17 protein-coding genes are annotated in these 14,098 nt (G+C 58.7%); 11 read left to right on the forward strand and 6 right to left on the reverse strand.

The features are described 5' to 3' along the window. Positions 1-36: 36 nt before the first annotated feature. The 5 genes from B145_RS0112660 (at position 37) to B145_RS0112680 (ending at position 4,662) form a co-directional block, all read left to right on the forward strand. Positions 37-285: an exodeoxyribonuclease VII small subunit gene (locus B145_RS0112660; RefSeq protein ID WP_018607806.1), complete on the forward strand. Its 249-nt coding sequence runs from the start codon at positions 37-39 to the stop codon at positions 283-285. After that, positions 282-1,175, forward strand: a complete 894-nt coding sequence (locus B145_RS0112665; RefSeq protein ID WP_018607807.1) for a polyprenyl synthetase family protein — start codon at positions 282-284, stop codon at positions 1,173-1,175. The genes B145_RS0112660 and B145_RS0112665 overlap by 4 nt, the downstream gene beginning before the upstream one ends. 27 nt (positions 1,176-1,202) lie before the next feature. Next, positions 1,203-3,062 carry a 1-deoxy-D-xylulose-5-phosphate synthase gene (dxs, locus tag B145_RS0112670; protein ID WP_026259093.1) on the forward strand — a complete coding sequence of 620 codons (1,860 nt, stop codon included), beginning with the start codon at positions 1,203-1,205 and terminating at the stop codon, positions 3,060-3,062. A gap of 164 nt (positions 3,063-3,226) precedes the next feature. Further along, the gene (gene folE2, locus B145_RS0112675; protein ID WP_018607809.1) at positions 3,227-4,027 is read left to right on the forward strand and encodes a GTP cyclohydrolase FolE2; all 801 of its coding nucleotides are present in this window, start codon (positions 3,227-3,229) and stop codon (positions 4,025-4,027) included. A 17-nt stretch (positions 4,028-4,044) separates the two neighbouring features. Then, the gene (locus B145_RS0112680) at positions 4,045-4,662 is read left to right on the forward strand and encodes a YiiX family permuted papain-like enzyme (protein WP_018607810.1); all 618 of its coding nucleotides are present in this window, start codon (positions 4,045-4,047) and stop codon (positions 4,660-4,662) included. A 39-nt stretch (positions 4,663-4,701) separates the two neighbouring features. Here the strand turns inward: B145_RS0112680 and B145_RS0112685 are convergent, their stop codons facing one another. Then, on the reverse strand, positions 4,702-5,283 hold the full coding sequence (locus tag B145_RS0112685; protein ID WP_018607811.1) for a DUF4124 domain-containing protein: 582 nt from the start codon (positions 5,281-5,283) through the stop codon (positions 4,702-4,704). Positions 5,284-5,604: 321 nt separating this feature from the next. On the opposite strand from B145_RS0112685, the gene nifV reads away from it, so the two are divergent. From nifV to nifM, 4 genes are read left to right on the forward strand one after another with little or no spacing between them, the layout of a single operon-like run. After that, positions 5,605-6,741 carry a homocitrate synthase gene (gene nifV / locus B145_RS25515; RefSeq protein ID WP_018607812.1) on the forward strand — a complete coding sequence of 379 codons (1,137 nt, stop codon included), beginning with the start codon at positions 5,605-5,607 and terminating at the stop codon, positions 6,739-6,741. Between the two features lie 13 nt (positions 6,742-6,754). Further along, entirely contained in the window at positions 6,755-7,066 is a 312-nt protein-coding gene (gene nifW, locus B145_RS0112695; RefSeq protein WP_018607813.1) for a nitrogenase-stabilizing/protective protein NifW, read from the forward strand. Next, positions 7,063-7,530, forward strand: coding sequence for a nitrogen fixation protein NifZ (locus tag B145_RS0112700; protein WP_018607814.1), 468 nt, complete (start codon positions 7,063-7,065; stop codon positions 7,528-7,530). Before nifW ends, B145_RS0112700 begins: the two co-directional genes overlap by 4 nt. Next, positions 7,523-8,398 (forward strand): nitrogen fixation protein NifM, encoded by an 876-nt coding sequence (gene nifM / locus B145_RS25520; protein WP_018607815.1) that lies wholly within the window; start codon positions 7,523-7,525, stop codon positions 8,396-8,398. The genes B145_RS0112700 and nifM overlap by 8 nt, the downstream gene beginning before the upstream one ends. Positions 8,399-8,587: 189 nt before the next feature. On the opposite strand, the gene pgsA is transcribed toward nifM, so the two are convergent. Together pgsA and uvrC are read right to left on the reverse strand one after the other, a co-directional pair. Beyond that, the gene (gene pgsA / locus B145_RS0112710; protein ID WP_018607816.1) at positions 8,588-9,154 is read right to left on the reverse strand and encodes a CDP-diacylglycerol--glycerol-3-phosphate 3-phosphatidyltransferase; all 567 of its coding nucleotides are present in this window, start codon (positions 9,152-9,154) and stop codon (positions 8,588-8,590) included. A gap of 17 nt (positions 9,155-9,171) precedes the next feature. Then, positions 9,172-10,911 (reverse strand): excinuclease ABC subunit UvrC, encoded by a 1,740-nt coding sequence (uvrC, locus tag B145_RS0112715; protein WP_245541861.1) that lies wholly within the window; start codon positions 10,909-10,911, stop codon positions 9,172-9,174. 149 nt (positions 10,912-11,060) lie between these two features. Here uvrC and B145_RS0112720 point away from each other — a divergent pair, with 149 nt between their 5' ends. Continuing rightward, on the forward strand, positions 11,061-11,750 hold the full coding sequence (locus B145_RS0112720) for an RNA polymerase factor sigma-70 (protein WP_245541856.1): 690 nt from the start codon (positions 11,061-11,063) through the stop codon (positions 11,748-11,750). Then, positions 11,747-11,950, forward strand: coding sequence for a zf-HC2 domain-containing protein (locus tag B145_RS25525; RefSeq protein WP_018607819.1), 204 nt, complete (start codon positions 11,747-11,749; stop codon positions 11,948-11,950). Before B145_RS0112720 ends, B145_RS25525 begins: the two co-directional genes overlap by 4 nt. Here the strand turns inward: B145_RS25525 and B145_RS0112730 are convergent. From B145_RS0112730 to bufB, 3 genes are read right to left on the reverse strand one after another with little or no spacing between them, the layout of a single operon-like run. Continuing rightward, positions 11,935-12,438 carry a DoxX family protein gene (locus tag B145_RS0112730; RefSeq protein ID WP_018607820.1) on the reverse strand — a complete coding sequence of 168 codons (504 nt, stop codon included), beginning with the start codon at positions 12,436-12,438 and terminating at the stop codon, positions 11,935-11,937. The two genes, B145_RS25525 and B145_RS0112730, sit on opposite strands and share 16 nt — an antisense overlap. Then, a complete protein-coding gene (locus B145_RS0112735) occupies positions 12,435-13,211 on the reverse strand; it encodes an HvfC/BufC N-terminal domain-containing protein (protein ID WP_018607821.1) in 777 nt (258 codons plus the stop codon). Before B145_RS0112735 ends, B145_RS0112730 begins: the two co-directional genes overlap by 4 nt. Further along, a complete protein-coding gene (gene bufB, locus B145_RS0112740) occupies positions 13,208-14,077 on the reverse strand; it encodes an MNIO family bufferin maturase (protein ID WP_018607822.1) in 870 nt (289 codons plus the stop codon). The genes B145_RS0112735 and bufB overlap by 4 nt, the downstream gene beginning before the upstream one ends. Between the last annotated feature and the right edge of the window lie 21 nt (positions 14,078-14,098).

Here is a 14,098-nt window from a genome sequence, read left to right on the forward strand (position 1 = left end):
CCCTCCGGGGGCGCCTTGCGAAATACCGCGATTACGATGGCAAAGAAAGAACAAACCACCACCCCAGCCAGCTTTGAGGCCGCCATTGCGGAGCTTGAATCCATTGTCGCCGCCATGGAGCGCGACGACCTGCCCCTGGAGCAAGCTCTGGCCAGCTACCAGCGCGGCATCGACCTGCTGCGCCACTGCCAGGGCACGCTGGATTCGGCCGAACAACGCGTCAAGGTGCTCGAGCAAGGCTTGCTGCGCGAGATGAATACTGGGGAAAACGGACAAGAACCATGAACGACAATCGCTTCATCGAATGGATGGCGCAACACCAGCGCCGGGCGGAAACCGCCCTTGAACAACGCCTGCCCGCCGCTGGCCTCGCCCCCGAGCGGCTGCATGAAGCCATGCGCTATACCACCCTGGGTGGTGGCAAACGCATCCGCCCCTTGCTTGTGCAGGCCGCCGGAGCCCTGGCCGGGGCGCCCGCCGAAGCGCTGGACACTGCAGCGTGCGCCGTAGAGTGCATCCACGTCTATTCGCTGGTGCATGATGACATGCCCTGCATGGATGACGACAGCCTGCGCCGTGGCAAGCCGACCGTACACGTTCACTACGATGAAGCCACCGCCCTGCTGGTGGGCGACGCCCTGCAAACCCAGGCGTTTGACCTGCTCTCGGCCCCCGGCGTATTCCCCGACGTGCAACGCCAGTTGCGTGCTATCCACACGCTGGCCCGCGCCTCCGGCTCACGCGGCATGGCAGGCGGGCAGGCCATTGATCTGGCCTCGGTTGGCAAAGTGCTGGATCGTACCGAGCTGGAGCACATGCACATCCACAAGACCGGTGCCTTGATTCGCGCAGCCATTCTGCTTGGCGCGCTGGCAGGCAAGCTGGACGACGCGCAGATGGCCAAGCTGGATCACTACGGCAAGTGCATCGGCCTGCTCTTCCAGGTGGTCGATGACATTCTGGACGCCACCGCAGACACCGCCACCTTGGGCAAAACTGCGGGCAAGGATGCCGACCACAACAAACCCACCTACGTCAGCATCATGGGCCTAGCCCAATCGCGTGAGCTGGCGCAGACCCTTACCCAGGACGCCGATGCGGCCCTGGCCGATTTCGGCGATGCCGCCTGGCAACTCAAGGCGCTGAACCATTACATCATCAGCCGCCAGTTCTGAAATCTGGCAAGGCACAGCGCACCCATGATGAGCACATTTTCCCTGCTGCAAACGATCGATTCTCCGGCCACCTTGCGGAAGATGGATCGCAAACAACTCCCGGCGCTTGCCGCCGAACTGCGTGACTTTCTGGTCGATTCAGTCTCCAAGACGGGCGGGCATCTGTCCTCCAACCTCGGTACGGTTGAACTGAGCATCGCCCTGCATTACGTCTTCAATACGCCGGAAGATCGCATTGTGTGGGACGTGGGCCACCAGACCTACGGCCACAAAGTTCTGACCGGGCGGCGCGATGCCATGGCCGGGCTGCGTCAGTTTAGCGGCATCTCGGGCTTCCCGCGCCGTTGCGAAAGCCCTTACGACACCTTTGGCACCGCCCACTCTTCCACCTCGATCTCGGCCGCGCTGGGCATGGCCATGGCCGCCAAGCTCAAGGGGGAGGAGCGCCGCTCAATCGCCGTGATCGGCGATGGCGCCATGTCGGCTGGGATGGCCTTTGAGGCGCTGAACAACGCAGGCGTGATGGATGCCAACCTCCTGGTGATCCTCAACGACAACGAGATGTCGATCTCCCCCCCCGTGGGCGCACTGACCACGATCCTGGCCCGCCTGCTCTCGGGGCGCACCTACCATTTCGCCCGCCGTGCGGGGGAAAAGGTGCTCGGCACAGCGCTGACCCGCAAGGTGGAAGAACATGTCAAAGGCATGATGACGCCCAGCACCCTCTTTGAAGAATTCGGCTTCAACTACCTGGGCCCAATTGACGGGCATGACCTGGACGCACTGATCCCCACGCTGCAAAACATCCGCAAGCTCAAGGGGCCGCAATTCCTCCACGTGGTCACCAGCAAGGGGCATGGCTACAAGCTCGCAGAAGCCAACCCCACGCTGTATCACGGCGTGGGCAAGTTCGACCACGAAGCTGGCATCCAGTCCGGCAAAGGCGGCGGCAAGCTTACCTTTACCCAGGTGTTCTCGGATTGGCTCTGTGACATGGCCGCGCAGGACAAACGCCTTGTCGGCATCACCCCGGCCATGCGTGAGGGCTCCGGGCTAGTGCGCTTCGAGAAGGAATTCCCGGACCGCTACGTGGACGTGGGGATTGCCGAACAGCACGCCATGACCTTTGCGGCAGGCTTGGCCTGCGAAGGGCTCAAGCCGGTGGTAGCGATCTATTCCACCTTCCTGCAACGCGCCTACGACCAGCTCATCCATGACGTTGCCCTGCAGAACCTGCCCGTAATGCTGGCCATCGACCGTGGCGGTCTCGTCGGCGCGGACGGCGCCACCCACCATGGCGCCTTCGACCTCTCGTACCTCTTGTGCGTGCCGAACATGGTGGTGATGACCCCATCGGACGAGAACGAATGCCGCCAGATGCTCTACACCGCCTACCAGCTCGACTGCCCCACCGCCGTGCGCTACCCGCGTGGCTCGGGCAACGGGACAGTGCCAACCAAGGAGATGACGGCCATCCCGGTCGGCAAGGCCGAACTGCGCCGCCAAGGGCAAGGTGGGGTTGCAATCCTGGCTTTCGGCACCATGTTGCATGATGCGCTGGCGATTGCCGAGCAGTTGGATGCCACGGTGGTCAACATGCGCTTTGCCAAGCCCATTGATGCTGAAATGACCCGTGAAGTGGCGAAAAATCACTCGTTGATCGTCACCCTTGAAGAGAATGCCACCATTGGCGGCGTGGGGGCGGAAGTCTCCCGCTGCCTAGAGGAAGCAGCCATCCTCACCCCGGTATTCCGCCTGGGGCTGCCAGACCACTTCATCGATCACGGCGACCAACCACAGCTGATGCGCGTGGCAGAACTGGACCGGGAGATGCTGCGCAACCGGATTGAAGCAAGACTTGCCGAACTCAAGAAAGCCAAACCTTAACCGAGTTTTAAAGAGTAGTTGAGTTAATCACTCGGGTTTATTAGACTGGACTCTTTCCCCTGAAAAGATAATCGGTCAGCCCAAGGAACCTGTTTACGATCTGTAGCGAGAGGGCGTCAGCAAGCTCGCCAACAGGTTCATGGAAAGCTGACCGCATAACGATCATGACGACAACACAAACCCCAATGCCCGACGTACAGGGCGCAGAAGACCGCCGCCACCTTGCCATCAACAAGGTGGGCATCAAATCCATCCGCCACCCCATCCGTGTGGGGGACCGCAACAACGGCGTGCAGCACACGGTCGCCACCTTCAACATGTATGTTGGCCTGCCTCATCACTTCAAGGGCACCCACATGTCGCGTTTTGTGGAGATCCTCAACAGCTACGACCGCGAGATCTCCATCGAGAATTTCGAGCCCATGCTGCGTGAAATGGTGCGCCGCCTGGAAGCCAAGACTGGCCACATCGAAATGCGCTTCCCCTACTTCATCAACAAGACAGCCCCGGTTTCCGGCGTGCAAAGCCTGATGGATTACGAGGTGGAGTTCGTCGGTGAGATCGCCGAGGACGACAGCTACAAGTTCAGCATGAAGGTGGTCGTCCCCGTCACCAGCCTGTGCCCCTGCTCCAAGAAGATTTCTGAGTACGGTGCGCACAACCAGCGCTCGCACGTCACCGTGACCGCCACCACCAACGCCGATCTGTGGATTGAAGAGCTGATCGAACTGGTGGAAGCCGAAGCCTCCTGCGAACTCTACGGCCTGCTCAAGCGCCCGGATGAAAAGTACGTCACCGAACGCGCATACGACAACCCGAAGTTTGTCGAAGACATGGTGCGCGACGTGGCGGGCCGCCTGAACGCAGAGACCCGCATCGACGCCTATGTGGTGGAGTCCGAAAACTTCGAATCGATCCACAATCACTCCGCCTACGCACTCATCGAGTGCGACAAGCGCCAGTAAGCCTGACCTCCATGAGGATGCGCCCACTCATACGCCGCATCCTCATTGCCAGTCTGCTGGCCAGCCAGGCCGCCTGCGCCAAAACACCGCCCGCCGTGCAAGAGGGCGATGTCATCTTCCAGACTTCACGCTCTGCACAAAGCCTCGCCATCCAGCTTGCTACCGGTTCGCGCTATAGCCACATGGGGATTGTGCTGTTCCGCGCAGGCAAGCCATACGTCTTCGAAGCCTCCGCCACGGCACGCTATACCCCGCTGCAAGCCTGGATTGATCGGGGTGAAGGGCAGCACTACGTACTCAAGCGCCTGCGCACTGCCACCACGAGTCTCACGCCGGCAGCAATCAAAAAACTCTACGCGGCAGCCCGCACATTCGAAGGACGCCCCTATGACCTGACTTTCGAATGGTCAGATCAACGCGTCTACTGCTCGGAACTGGCGTGGAAGATGTATGACAGGGCACTCGACCTGAAAATCGGCGAACTCCAACACCTGCGGGACTTCAATCTCTCAGCACCCGCCGTACAACAAAAGCTGCTCGAACGCTACCACGGCAGGATTCCGCTTGATGAACAAGTCATATCCCCCGTGGCCATGTACGATTCACCTCTGCTGACAACAGTAGCTCAACAATAAGCGCTGTCAAAAAGCCGCATACTCCTCTATAACGAGCGCTTACGGGCAGCGCATTTCCGAGCCCTGCAAACGGCAACTTGATCCATCCGGCGCAAAGTATTGATCCACCTTGCCTGTAGCACGATACAGAAAGCCCTCGGCATCCCAGCATTGATCGGCCTGACAGTGGTTGATCGCATGCCGATTGGCTGCGTACCAGGGCACAGTGGGTTCTGTTTTGACGATGATATTGGTCGCAGGCTCAGGAATGCCACATGCGATGTACATCTGCGAACGTTTGGCGAAGATCAGTTTCTGATTGCGCGCCGCCGATCCAGCCTCAACTTCGTATGAACGCTTGGCCTTCTGGCATTCGCTGGAATTGGCCTTGTCACCATCATCGCCTACTGCGGAGACCCGTGGCCCGGTGCTCTCCTCAGCCTGTTTGGCCTGCTCAATGGCCTGTCGCCGGGCCGCCACAGAATCCTGTGCCGTGGCGGGCACACGCAGCTTCTCTGAATTGTTGCCACCGCAACCGACATCCGAAAACGTTACTTTCCCCGTTGCTTCGTCCTTGCACTTATAGACCTGTGCCTGCACGCCAAACGAAATCAGCGCCAGCACAATCACCGCCGTTCGCATCACGATTCTCCTTTTTAAACAACTTTGTATATTTTATACCTATCTCGGCAGATGCGTTTCCACACCCGCATATGCTGGCAGTATTCTGGGTCAACGTTTCAGCGCTCAAAAAGATGACACGACAACAACCGCCTGTTTGGGCAGGCGTTTTGCCCCGTTATGTCGCCATTACGCCTGCGTATTTGGCGGAATTCCCTCAAACAAACCACTTCTTCGCGCACCCACAACCAAGCAAGCATTTGATTTAAAAATAGTTTTACACATAAACACGAACAGGCACGCCCTTTGCTCAGATGAGATCAAGCCCAGGAGGACGATGCCATGGCCCTAAAAATCACGATCAATGACACGACATTGCGCGACGGCGAACAAACCGCTGGCGTAGCCTTCAACCTTGAAGAGAAACTTGCCATTGCTGCGGGCCTGGATGCCTTGGGTGTGCGGGAAATGGAAGTGGGTATCCCGACCATGGGAGAGCGCGAACGTGAGGACATCCGGGCGATTGCCGCCCTGCGCCTCAAGGCCCGCCTGATGGTGTGGAGCCGCCTGAATGAGCGTGACATTTCGCTCTCTGCCGGGCTGGGTGCGCATCTCATCGACATCTCGGCTCCAGCCTCTGACCAGCACCTGCAACATAAGTTGGAAAAAACCCGTAGCTGGCTGCTGCAAGAAATCAACCGCATGGTGAAAAAAGCCCGCGACCTGGGGTTGCAGGTGTGCATCGGCATGGAAGACGCATCCCGCGCCGACCCGGCCTTTCTGCTTCAAATTGCAGAAGTGGCCGAAAGAGCCGGGGCTCAGCGCCTGCGCTTTGCTGACACGCTTGGCATCATGGAGCCCTTTGGCGTGATGCGGGCTATCCGAGCCTTACGCCGCGCCTGCTCGTTGGAATTGGAAATGCACGCGCATGATGACCTGGGCATGGCCACGGCCAACTCGCTTGCCGCCGTGCGTGCAGGGGCCACCCACGTCAATACCACCGTCAATGGTCTGGGCGAGCGTGCCGGCAACGCTGCGCTGGAAGAGGTGGTACTCGGATTGCGCCAATGTTATCGCATCGAAACCGGCATTGATCTGGTTCATTTTCCCGCGCTGGCCGAACAGGTTGCCCAGGCATCCGGCCGCCCGATTCCATGCCAGAAGAGTGTGACCGGCGCCAATGTTTTCACCCACGAATCCGGCATCCATGTCGATGGGCTACTCAAGGACCCGGACAATTACCAGGGCTTTGACCCGGCCATCGTGGGGCGCGAGCACAAAGTGGTACTCGGCAAGCATTCCGGCACCAAGGCCGTGCGCTCGGTATTTGCGGCCTTGGGTCGCCAGCTTGGCGAATCGGAAGCAGGCGCCTTGCTCGGCATGGTCAAGCGCTTTGTGGATCTCAAAAAGCGCTCCCCTGATGAATCCGAACTCATGCTGCTCTTCGAGGGCATGCATCACGAATACCAACAGGCTTGAAAGGAACATTTCAATGAGCAATACCAGCTTTGTAAAAGAAATGGCAGGCCTGGAGTCGGCCGAAGACTTCCTTGAATACTTCGGCATTGAATATGACGAGGCAGTCGTCACCGTCAACCGCCTGCATATTCTGCAACGCTTCCATGACTATCTGCGTGGTGCGGGCAGCATCCCGGAATATGAAACCTGGCGCAGCCTGCTGCGACGTGCGTATGAGGACTTCGTGCGCTCGGATGCACGTACCGAAGGCGTCTTCCGAGTCTTCAAGCGGGCACAGGGCATTGCAACCGTGCCACTCAGCGCGATTGGCCGGGGGCGGTCATGAAACCGCGCTGGGATCTAGGTGAGAGCGTGCGCGTAACACGCAATGTGCGCGATGATGGCACCTACCCCGGTGCGGTCCGTGGAGAACTGCTGGTGCGCCGTGGCAGCGTCGGGCATGTTGTAGACCATGGCAGCTTTCTAATCGATCAGGTGATATACAGCGTGCATTTTCTTGATACTGATCGCATCGTGGGCTGCCGCGAAGAAGAACTGATCGACCTTGATGAGCACTGGGTAGAAAGCCGTTTTGAAAGCCGCGAAATCGTGCGCTGCAACCGTGCACTGGCCCTTGCAGGTGAAATCCGCGTCCCGCCGGGTGCACGGGGCGAAATCCTGAAGGTATTGCGCGATACGCCCGAGATGGTCTGCTATCACGTCCATTTTGATTGCCTGCCCGGCCACCCGCTGATTGTGCGGGAGGCTGCGCTGGAGCCACTCATTGCTGTAGAGGTCGAACATGCCTGAGGAAGTTGCCATCTCCCACCCCTCCCCCTATCTTGTGCTGAAGTTTGCCAGTGCAATGTTCAAAGCAGTCCCCGCCGCGCTGGATGCCATGCAGATGCAGCAGGTGTTAGCGGCGGCGGCCCGCGCGGAGGAACTGGAACGGCGCATTCTCTCCAGCCGGGAAGCAGCGGGCGTGGTGGTCGGAGAAGAAGCCTTGCAGCGCGGGCTGGCAGAGATCCGCACGCGCTTTGCCAGCGAAGAGGATTTCGCCGAAGAACTTGCCCGGCATAGCATGGATCAGCCACGGCTATGCGAAGAAATCGCCCGCAATCTGCGGGTGGATACCGTGCTGGAGCGCATTTCCACCAAGGTGGCATCCATCAGTAATGCCGAGGTGGAGATCTTCTACCTCATCCACCATGAGCGCTTCCAGTTGCCGGAGCGGCGCACCATGCGCCACATCCTGATCACCGTCAATGAGGACATCCCGGAAAATACCGCCGCACAAGCCTACGCCAAACTTGCGGACATTCTCGGCCAATGCCAAAGTCATCCCGAGCGTTTTGCCGAACTGGCGTTACGCCATTCGGAATGCCCCACCGCCATGCAAGGCGGCCTGCTCGGCCAGGTACAGCGGAATCAGCTCTACCCTGCACTGGATACGGCAGCTTTTGCCATGCGGCCAGGGGAGCTGTCTGCCATTCTGGAATCCCCCTTGGGGCTGCATATTCTGCGCTGCGACAACATCTCCCCTGCCGGATGCGTTCCATTGAACCAAGTGCGTGAGCGCATCCGCGAACAATTGCTCTCCGTGCGCCGCCAAAACAAGCAACGTGCCTGGATCAAATCGCTCCCCGCGCGCAAACACACGGTTGCCGAAGCGGCATAGCCCTATTCAACCAGTGTTTTCAAGGCAGCTTCCATTGACGCATACATGCGTGGGATGAAGCGCGCCCATCCCATCAAGGTCAATGACCTCCCGCCAGCGTAGCGTTGCTTATCCGATATTTCAAACGATTAAATCCGCGTTGCAGCAAGACAGCCCCAATCGCGTCAGCGTGCAGAAAACAAGGCGGCCTTACTTGATGCGCATCTCGGCAAAGGCCCGGCGCATGTAGTAGATCATCGACCAGACGGTGAGGATCGCAGCCACGATCAGCAGCCAATTGCCGATAAACTTGATCGGCAGGCCGTAAAGGTCGTCGTAAAACAGCAGCATGGGGATCGCCACCATCTGCGCCGTGGTCTTGAGTTTGCCGATGAAAGACACTGCCACGCTCTTGGCCGCACCGATATGGGCCATCCATTCGCGCAGAGCGGAGATGGTCAGTTCCCGCCCGACGATCACAAATGCCAGCACGGCGTTGCAGCGATCCAGCCCCACCAGCAGGACCAGCGAGGCACAGACCATGAGCTTGTCGGCCACCGGATCAAGGAAGGCGCCAAACGCCGAGGTCAGCCCCAGGCGCCGGGCCAGATAGCCATCGAACCAGTCGGTAATAGCGGCCACGCAAAACAGCACGCAAGCCAACATGTTCTGATGATGCAGCGACAGCACATCAAGTGGCAGATAAAAGACGGCCAACACAAGCGGAATCATCAGGATTCGCGCCCAGGTCAGTGCGTTGGGAAGATTGAATTCCATGAGAGGCTTTATTCGCGTTACCGCAGTGCGTTGTAAATCTGTTCCGCCATTTTACGATTGATCCCGTCTACGCGGCACAGGTCCTCAATTGTAGCCTCTCGCACCCCTGCCAAGCCACCAAAAGCTTCAATCAGTTTCTTGCGCCGTGTCGGCCCCACGCCCGGTATGTCTTCCAGCTTGGAGGTCAGCCGCGTTTTGGATCGTCGGGCACGCATGCTGGTAATGGCAAAACGGTGCGCCTCATCGCGCACAATCTGGATCAGATGCAATGCAGGGTGATCGCCCCCGAGCGCCAGCGGCGCACGCCCATCGGTAAAGATCAGTTGTTCCAGCCCGGCCTTGCGTTCCTCGCCCTTGGCTACCCCCACCATTGCAATGCTTTGCAGGCCCAGCTCGCACAGCACATCCAAGGCCACGCCGATCTGCCCCTTGCCCCCGTCGATAAGGATCAGATCCGGGCGCACGCTCTCCCCTGCGGCCACCTTCTCGTACCGACGGGTCAATGCCTGACGCATGGCGGCGTAATCATCCCCCGGCTCAATGCCACTGATGTTGAAACGCCGGTACTCGGACTTCTTCATGCCCTCGCCTTCCCACACCACGCAGGAGGCCACCGTGGCCTCGCCCTGAGTGTGGCTGATGTCAAAGCATTCGATGCGGTGCGGGTGTTCAGACATCCCCAGTGCGGTCTGCAAGGCATCAAGCTGGACTTCGGCCCGGCCCGTTTCGCGCAAGCGCGTCTCCACGGCCAGATTAGCGTTCATCAGAGCCATTTCCACCCAGGCCTTTTCGGCCTGGAAACGCGCAGCGGCAACGATGGGCGGGCGCTCCAACACATCTTCCAGCACCAAACGGATGGCCTCAGGGTCGGCCCCTTCGACCAGCACCTTGGCGGGAGCCGGGTGCAGGCGATAGTGTTGCTCGGCAAAGGCCAGCAGGGCATCGGCCACGCCGAGGCCCTCACCGCCTTGTGGGAACTGTGCACGGTCTCCCAGGTGACGGCCGCCACGCACCATGGCCAGATTCACACACACCACGCCGCCTGCAGCCTGAGCCACCAGGATGTCAACATCCTCATCCTTGCCCGAATCCACAAACTGCTTGTGCAACACAGTCTGCAAGGCGCGGATTTGGTCACGGAAAATGGCGGCCTCTTCAAACGCGAAACGCTCGGAAGCCTCTTGCATGCGGGCCGTGAGGCTATCAATGACATCTGAATGACGCCCTTCCAAAAACAGGGTGGCGAGCTTCACATCGCGCGCGTAACTTTCTGCATCAATCACCCCCACACAAGGGGCCGAGCAACGCTTGATCTGGTGCAGCAGACAGGGGCGTGAGCGGTTGTTGAACACACTGTTCTCACAGGTACGCAGCAAAAACAGGCGCTGCAGAAGCTGGACGCTCTCTCGCGCAGCCCAGCCCGAGGGATACGGCCCAAAGTAGCGCACGCCCTTCTCAAACGCCCCACGGTAATAAGCCAGCCGTGGCGAAGCATCGCCACTGATGGCGATATAGGGGTAGCTCTTGTCATCGCGGAAAAGGATGTTGTAGCGCGGCTTGAGCGTCTTGATCAGCGTATTTTCAAGGATCAGCGCCTCGGCCTCCGAGCGCACCGCCGTGATATCCACCCGCGCGATCTGCGCAACCATCATGGCGATGCGCGGGCTGGGGTGGTTCTTCTGGAAGTAGCTCGACACCCGCCGCTTAAGGTTCTTGGCCTTGCCAACGTAGAGCACCTCCTCGCCCGCACCGATCATGCGGTAGACGCCCGGCGCCTCGGTCAGCGAACGCAGAAAGGGTTTGTAATCGAAACTCACGGCCAGCCACACCCATCAAAATTCCCAAGTGGGCAAAGATACCACCTCTGCCCCACCAAACTGCAAGCATCTGTGCAAGAAGGCAAGGAGTGCTTGCGCCAGATACCGTTATCGACGACATTCATGGCTGCGCAGCATTCGTTTTCCCTCAATACCATCACAGGCCCTACCGGACTATGGACGCAGGCAGCCCGCAGGACATTTTCCACGACCCCGCTTATCTGAATGATCTGCGCAGGCAAATGGTGAAATTCGCTACGCTGCAATTAAGTGATGCAGCGTGGGCCGAAGATGCCGTGCAAGATGCGCTGACCGGGGCTTTAAAAAACGCCCATGCATTTGCCGGGCGCGCCGCGTTCAAAACCTGGGTTTTCGGAATCCTGAAAAACAAGATCGCCGACACACTGAGAGCCCACCTGCGCGTCCCGCAGGTAGAGCACATCGAACACGCCGAAGATGAGGCTTCCGACCTAGAGGAACTCTTTGATGAGCGTGGGCACTGGTTGAGCGACGAAAAGCCGGAGAAATGGGGGCAACCGGAGGCCTGCTTACGTGAAAAGCATTTCTGGCGGGTGTTTGACGCCTGCCTGGAAAACCTGCCGACCCGACAGGCCCGCATCTTCATGATGCGTGAATTCGTGGAAATGGAAAGCAATGAGATCTGCGCTTCAACGGGCCTGTCCGTTAGCAACCTGAACGTCACGCTTTACCGGGCACGTCTGCGTTTGCGCGAATGCCTGGAAAATCGCTGGTTCGTCGCCGGAGAAGCAATACAATGAACTGCCGAGAAGCCACTCGCCTGATGTCAGAAGCCATGGACCGCAAACTCAGCGCTCCAGAGCGGCTGAGCTTGCGCCTGCATACCGCCATCTGCTCAGGCTGCCGCAACTTTCGCGGCCACATGAGTGCAATGCGGCAAATCACCCAAGCCTATGTACGCCGCACGGATGACGAGAGCCCCCCTCACGACTCCGCCTGAAACCGCGTACTGATCCAATGATCCAGCGAAAACCACCCCGCCCCGTTTGCCGCCAGATAAAGCAATACCGTGGCCCAAGTGCCATGTACAGGATAGGCATCCGGATAAACAAATATTTCAATCACGGCCGTCATCCCCAGCAGCCCCAATGCAGCAAAGCGCGTTCCCAACCCAAGCAGCAACAAGACAGGAAACACGTGTTCTGCCGTAGCAGCCAGCATGGCGGCTAATTCTGGTGGCAAAACAGGCAGGCGGTATTCATCACGGAACAAAAACACGGCAGAGGGGTTCAAATGGGGCCAATCTGGTTGGAATACTCCGTCGATCAGATCAATCGCAAAGCCCGTCACCTTGGTCTGGCCGGATTTCCAAAATACCGCCGCCATCGAGAAGCGTGCCAGCATGGCAATTAAGCTGTGCGGGATTCGAGTCAAATATCCCCGGATCAAGCCCAAACCTTTTTGTGCAGATGCCACCAGTGTACTCATTGCCCAAGCCCCTCCTGCTCAACACCTGTGATCAAACGATAGCGAAGCAAGGCCCCAAGACATCGGCCAAGATCGAACGCCTCATCCGCTGCGAAAGCCTGCTCTGCGGCCCCGGCCAGACTCGCCCCGGCCTGAAGTGCACGTAAGAAGACAACATCTGCCTCACCCACACGCAGTACCATCGTCTGCAAGCCCTCACGCAATATCCACGCACTCTCCGGCGGGTGCAGACCGGACAAACTGAGCATCTCGCCGCGCTGATGTGCCCCCCAAAGGGAAACGATGGCATAGGTCGAGGACACAGCTTCCAGAGCAGGCTGAAACTTCAGGCGCACGCGGCCCAATGCATCGGGCTCCGCAATATATGCATATAGCATTTCCAACTCAATCGGCTGGCCGCTTGCTGCATGAAAACAACACACATACGCCCATTCCAGCATGGCCAGATCAGGCAGACAGGGATGGATTTCTGCAGCACCGCAGGCCGCCAGATAGGCGGAAAAGCCTTGCCCATACCGTGCGAGTACGGCGTCTACAGGCGGATGAGTGCGGACAAAATCGATTGCAATCGACCTAAAAATAGCCTCCCCCATACAAGCACGCACCACAGGAAAAGTTTCCGCCAGCGCATCACTCAAGGAGGCAATGACATTATTCCGGTATACCGCAAACCGCTGTTGCGGGTCTGAGCCATTCCAGGTACGCAGCCCTTGCACAGGCAGTTTCGGGTCATGCAAGGCTTGCGCCCAATGCGCGCACATGCTCGGATTCATGCGGCCTCCTTGGCAAGTGCCAGATGCAACGCAGCATCAATGCGCCGCGCTTCGGCGCGCAGGGTATTCCAATCTGGCAGGTGATGATCCCACTCAAGAAGAGTTGGCATCGGCCCAATCTTTGCCAGAACCTCCCGATACAAACACCAGACTTCACTGTCAACATGCGCACCATGACTATCAATCAGCAGCGGAGCGCCTGAAGAGTCGGTTTCACGGTGGAATCCGGCAAGATGAATTTCCCCAACCTGCTCCAGGGGCAAACCTTGCAGATAGGCATGGCAATCACGACCATGATTGACGCATGAAACATAGAGGTTGTTCACGTCCAGCAGCAAGCCGCAACCACTGCGCCGTACCACTTCCCGGATGAAATCCTGTTCGGCATAGGTGGAGGCTTCAAATTCAACATAGGTGGCCGGATTTTCCAGCAAGATGCGTCGCCCAAGCTGATTCTGCAGCACGTCCAGATGCTCACACACACGTCTGAGCGTGTCATCGTGATACGGCACCGGGAGCAAGTCATTGAAGAACACGCCACCATGCGACGCCCACGCAAGATGCTCTGAGAATACGTCAGGCTGATAGCGGTCGATCAATTGGCGCAATTGTCGCAAGTGCGTTTGATCCAGCGGAGCCTCGCCTGCCAGCGAGAGACCCACACCATGAATCGATAAGGGATAGCGCTCACGGATACGCGTCAGATATTCATGAAAAGGGCCACCGTCAACAAAGTAGTTTTCGGCATGGATCTCGAAAAAGCCTACATCCTGAGGCTCTTCGAGAATCTCACGATAATGCTCTGGCTTCAGCCCAAGCCCTGCACGGGCAGGCAAGGCGCAGAGCGGAGGTGTGGCATGACTCATTGGGTCGCCCCGCATTCAAAT

The sequence above is a fragment of the Uliginosibacterium gangwonense DSM 18521 genome, from assembly GCF_000373965.1.
Classification (GTDB): Bacteria; Pseudomonadota; Gammaproteobacteria; order Burkholderiales; family Rhodocyclaceae; genus Uliginosibacterium; species Uliginosibacterium gangwonense.

Coding starts and splice junctions, on each gene's coding strand:
- B145_RS0112660 (WP_018607806.1), top strand. CDS start 37: ATGGCAAAGAAAGAACAAACCACCACCCCAGCCAGCTTTGAGGCCGCC.
- B145_RS0112665 (WP_018607807.1), top strand. CDS start 282: ATGAACGACAATCGCTTCATCGAATGGATGGCGCAACACCAGCGCCGG.
- dxs (WP_026259093.1), top strand. CDS start 1,203: ATGAGCACATTTTCCCTGCTGCAAACGATCGATTCTCCGGCCACCTTG.
- folE2 (WP_018607809.1), top strand. CDS start 3,227: ATGACGACAACACAAACCCCAATGCCCGACGTACAGGGCGCAGAAGAC.
- B145_RS0112680 (WP_018607810.1), top strand. CDS start 4,045: ATGCGCCCACTCATACGCCGCATCCTCATTGCCAGTCTGCTGGCCAGC.
- B145_RS0112685 (WP_018607811.1), bottom strand. CDS start 5,283: ATGCGAACGGCGGTGATTGTGCTGGCGCTGATTTCGTTTGGCGTGCAG.
- nifV (WP_018607812.1), top strand. CDS start 5,605: ATGGCCCTAAAAATCACGATCAATGACACGACATTGCGCGACGGCGAA.
- nifW (WP_018607813.1), top strand. CDS start 6,755: ATGAGCAATACCAGCTTTGTAAAAGAAATGGCAGGCCTGGAGTCGGCC.
- B145_RS0112700 (WP_018607814.1), top strand. CDS start 7,063: ATGAAACCGCGCTGGGATCTAGGTGAGAGCGTGCGCGTAACACGCAAT.
- nifM (WP_018607815.1), top strand. CDS start 7,523: ATGCCTGAGGAAGTTGCCATCTCCCACCCCTCCCCCTATCTTGTGCTG.
- pgsA (WP_018607816.1), bottom strand. CDS start 9,154: ATGGAATTCAATCTTCCCAACGCACTGACCTGGGCGCGAATCCTGATG.
- uvrC (WP_245541861.1), bottom strand. CDS start 10,911: ATGATCGGTGCGGGCGAGGAGGTGCTCTACGTTGGCAAGGCCAAGAAC.
- B145_RS25525 (WP_018607819.1), top strand. CDS start 11,747: ATGAACTGCCGAGAAGCCACTCGCCTGATGTCAGAAGCCATGGACCGC.
- B145_RS0112730 (WP_018607820.1), bottom strand. CDS start 12,438: ATGAGTACACTGGTGGCATCTGCACAAAAAGGTTTGGGCTTGATCCGG.
- B145_RS0112735 (WP_018607821.1), bottom strand. CDS start 13,211: ATGAATCCGAGCATGTGCGCGCATTGGGCGCAAGCCTTGCATGACCCG.
- bufB (WP_018607822.1), bottom strand. CDS start 14,077: ATGAGTCATGCCACACCTCCGCTCTGCGCCTTGCCTGCCCGTGCAGGG.